Genomic DNA, 3,281 nt, shown 5'->3' with positions numbered 1-3,281 from the left:
ATTAGGTGCTTGGCGATGACCTACTCTCACATGGGGAAGCCCCACACTACCATCGGCGATGTTGCGTTTCACGTCTGAGTTCGGGATGGATTCAGGTGGTTCCACAACTCTATGGTCGCCAAGCAAAACGGGTTGCTACAAGTCTATGACTCATAGCTTGGATTCGATTCCGGCTCTCGCCTTATTTATAGATGTGCTTTGACTCTCGTTCTACACGCACACAATCCGCTTACTCTCTATCATCACAAGCCAACCAAACGCCTTGGGCGTTATATGGTCAAGCCTCACGGGCAATTAGTATTGGTTAGCTCAACGCCTCACAGCGCTTCCACACCCAACCTATCAACGTCCTAGTCTCGAACGGCCCTTTAGGAGGATCAAGTCCTCAGTGAGATCTCATCTTGAAGGAGGCTTCCCGCTTAGATGCTTTCAGCGGTTATCCCGTCCGAACATAGCTACCCGGCAATGCAATTGGCATCACAACCGGTACACCAGAGGTTCGTTCACCCCGGTCCTCTCGTACTAGGAGCAACTCTTCTCAAATCTCAAACGCCCACGGCAGATAGGGACCGAACTGTCTCACGACGTTCTAAACCCAGCTCGCGTACCACTTTAAATGGCGAACAGCCATACCCTTGGGACCGGCTTCAGCCCCAGGATGTGATGAGCCGACATCGAGGTGCCAAACACCGCCGTCGATGTGAACTCTTGGGCGGTATCAGCCTGTTATCCCCGGAGTACCTTTTATCCGTTGAGCGATGGCCCTTCCATACAGAACCACCGGATCACTAGAACCTACTTTCGTACCTGCTCCACGTGTCTGTGTCGCAGTCAAGCACCCTTCTACTCTTGCGCTCAATGCATGATTTCCGACCATGCTGAGGGTACCTTCGTGCTCCTCCGTTACGCTTTGGGAGGAGACCGCCCCAGTCAAACTACCCACCACACAATGTCCTCGATCCGGATAACGGACCAGAGTTAGAACCTCAACAGTACCAGGCTGGTATTTCAAGGTCGGCTCCACTCGAACTGGCGTCCAAGTTTCATAGCCTCCCAGCTATCCTACACAAGTACTGTCAAAGTCCACTGTGAAGCTGTAGTAAAGGTTCACGGGGTCTTTCCGTCTAGCCGCGGGTACGCTGCATCTTAACAGCGATTTCAATTTCACTGAGTCTCGGGTGGAGACAGTGTGGCCATCGTTACGCCATTCGTGCAGGTCGGAACTTACCCGACAAGGAATTTCGCTACCTTAGGACCGTTATAGTTACGGCCGCCGTTTACCGGGGCTTCGATCAAGAGCTTCGCTTGCGCTAACCCCATCAATTAACCTTCCGGCACCGGGCAGGCGTCACACCCTATACGTCCACTTTCGTGTTTGCAGAGTGCTATGTTTTTAATAAACAGTCGCAGCCACCTGGTATCTTCGACCGGTCTCAGCTTAGGGAGCAAGTCCCATCACCAAGGCCGGCGCACCTTCTCCCGAAGTTACGGTGCCATTTTGCCTAGTTCCTTCACCCGAGTTCTCTCAAACGCCTTGGTATTCTCTACCTGACCACCTGTGTCGGTTTAGGGTACGGTTTCTCACAACCTGTAGCTTAGAGGCTTTTCCTGGAAGCAGGGCATCAACCACTTCAGTCCACATGGGACCTCGTCATCAGATCTCAGTCTTAAGGACCCGGATTTACCTAAGTCCTCAACCTACATCCTTAAACACGGACAACCAACGCCGTGCTGGCCTAGCCTTCTCCGTCCCCCCATCGCAGTTGTGAGCAGTACAGGAATATTAACCTGTTTCCCATCGGCTACGCTCTTCAGCCTCGCCTTAGGGGCCGACTCACCCTACCTCGAATAGCGTTGGATAGGAACCCTTGGTCTTCCGGCGGGGGTGGTTTTCACACCCCTTATCGTTACTCATGTCAGCATTCGCACTTCTGATACCTCCACGCCGCCTCCCGGCTTACGCTTCAACGGCTTACAGAACGCTCCTCTACCATGCCCTAAGGCATCCGCAGCTTCGGTGTCATACTTAGCCCCGTTATATCTTCCGCGCGGGCCGACTCGACTAGTGAGCTATTACGCTTTCTTTAAAGGGTGGCTGCTTCTAAGCCAACCTCCTAGCTGTCTGAGCCTTCCCACATCGTTTCCCACTTAGTATGAACTTTGGGACCTTAGCTGGCGGTCTGGGTTGTTTCCCTTTCCACGACGGACGTTAGCACCCGCCGTGTGTCTCCCGTGATTGCACTCATGGGTATTCGGAGTTTGCATCGGGTTGGTAAGTCGGGATGACCCCCTAGCCGAAACAGTGCTCTACCCCCCATGGTGATACACGAGGCGCTACCTAAATAGCTTTCGAGGAGAACCAGCTATCTCCGGGCTTGATTAGCCTTTCACTCCGATCCACAGGTCATCCGCTAACTTTTCAACGGTAGTCGGTTCGGTCCTCCAGTTGATGTTACTCAACCTTCAACCTGCCCATGGATAGATCGCCCGGTTTCGGGTCTACTCCTAGCGACTGGACGCCCTATTAAGACTCGGTTTCCCTACGCCTCCCCTAGACGGTTAAGCTTGCCACTAAAAGTAAGTCGCTGACCCATTATACAAAAGGTACGCAGTCACCGAACTAAGTCGGCTCCCACTGCTTGTACGTACACGGTTTCAGGGTCTATTTCACTCCCCTTACAGGGGTTCTTTTCGCCTTTCCCTCACGGTACTGGTTCACTATCGGTCAGTCAGGAGTATTTAGCCTTGGAGGATGGTCCCCCCATATTCAGACAGGATATCACGTGTCCCGTCCTACTCGATTTCACATTCTATAAGCTTTCATATACGGGGCTATCACCCACTATGGCCACACTTTCCAGAGTGTTCTATTAGCTACAAAAATGCTTAAGGGCTGGTCCCCGTTCGCTCGCCGCTACTAGGGGAATCTCGGTTGATTTCTTTTCCTCTGGGTACTTAGATGTTTCAGTTCCCCAGGTTCGCCTCTAATGTCCTATGTATTCAGACAAAAGATACCTATAAATAGGTGGGTTTCCCCATTCGGAAATGTCCGGATCAAAGCCTGTTTACCGACTCCCCGAACCTTATCGCAGGTTACAACGTCCTTCATCGCCTCTGACTGCCAAGGCATCCACCGTGCACGCTTAGTCACTTGACCATATAACCCGAAGGCGTCTGGTTTCCATGACTCGTAACGATAGATTTCGCCGAATTGGCGCTTGTAAAACTTCTACAAGTCAAAATCTATAAATGAATCAAATCCAAATTGTTAAAGAGCGTTT

The 3,281-nt window shown here is 51.8% G+C and carries 2 rRNA genes; both read right to left on the bottom strand.

Annotated elements, in window-relative coordinates:
* Positions 1–7 precede the first annotated feature (7 nt).
* Positions 8–123: ribosomal RNA gene (gene rrf / locus P2G53_RS14070) — 5S ribosomal RNA — on the bottom strand.
* A gap of 150 nt (positions 124–273) precedes the next feature.
* Positions 274–3,157: ribosomal RNA gene (locus tag P2G53_RS14065) — 23S ribosomal RNA — on the bottom strand.
* Positions 3,158–3,281 lie beyond the last annotated feature (124 nt).

Origin of the sequence: Neptuniibacter sp. CAU 1671 (assembly GCF_029222905.1) — a bacterium.
Classification (GTDB): Bacteria; Pseudomonadota; Gammaproteobacteria; order Pseudomonadales; family Balneatricaceae; genus Neptuniibacter.
Note: the sequence above shows the minus strand (reverse complement) of the source record. Positions and strands in the feature narration are given on the sequence as shown.